Genomic DNA, 865 nt, shown 5'->3' with positions numbered 1-865 from the left:
CGGCTCCCTGGTGATGTTGTGGGTATTCCTGGTGCTGCCGGTCGCGGCGCTGATCGCGGCGGTGCCGCTGGCCTGGGGCCGGGGTCTGTCCGGGCTGGACGCCTCGATGGCCGTCGTGGGGTACGTGATCGCGATGGCCGGTGCGACCGTCGGATTCCACCGGCACCTCACCCACGGATCGTTCAAGGCCCGCCGCGGTCTGCGCATCGCGCTGGCGGTGGCCGGCAGTCTCGCGGTGCAGGGCACCCCGACCAAGTGGGTGGCCGACCATCGCCGCCATCACGCGTTCACCGACCGGGAGGGAGATCCGCATTCGCCGTGGCGCTACGGCACGGGTGTCGCCGCGTTGGCCAAGGGGCTGCTCCACTCCCACCTTGGCTGGTTGCTGAATCGGGAGATCACCAACAAGGCCCGCTTCGCCCCTGACCTGCTCGCCGACCGCGACATCCGGGTCGTGGACCGACTGTTCGGACCGTTGGTGGCCGCGTCGCTGCTGCTCCCGGCGGTGATCGGCGGTCTCGTCAGCGGCTCGTGGACCGGAGCGTTGACCGGGTTCTTCTGGGCCGGGCTGGTCCGCATGGCGGTGGTGCACCATGTCACCTGGTCGGTCAACTCGATCTGTCACGTCGTGGGCGAGCGGCCCTTCGCCAGCAAGGACAAGGCCACGAACTTCTGGCCGCTGGCGGTCCTGTCATTCGGGGAGAGCTGGCACAACTCCCACCACGCCGACCCCACCGGCGCCCGCCACGGCGTGCTGCGCGGTCAGATCGATCCCGCCGCCCGGCTGATCTGGCTCTTCGAGAAGCTCGGCTGGGCCCACGACGTCCGCTGGCCCGACTCGGCACGCCTCGCCGCCCGCCGCACC

1 protein-coding gene is annotated in these 865 nt (G+C 70.8%); it reads left to right on the top strand.

The window, feature by feature from the left end; translation table 11 throughout:
* The coding region (locus ACTMSW_RS30685; protein WP_441184285.1) for an acyl-CoA desaturase at positions 1–865 on the top strand (865 nt) is incomplete at both ends.

It is taken from the genome of Micromonospora sp. BQ11, from assembly GCF_052068135.1.
Classification (GTDB): Bacteria; Actinomycetota; Actinomycetes; order Mycobacteriales; family Micromonosporaceae; genus Micromonospora.
This window is presented reverse-complemented; position numbering and strand designations above follow the sequence as displayed.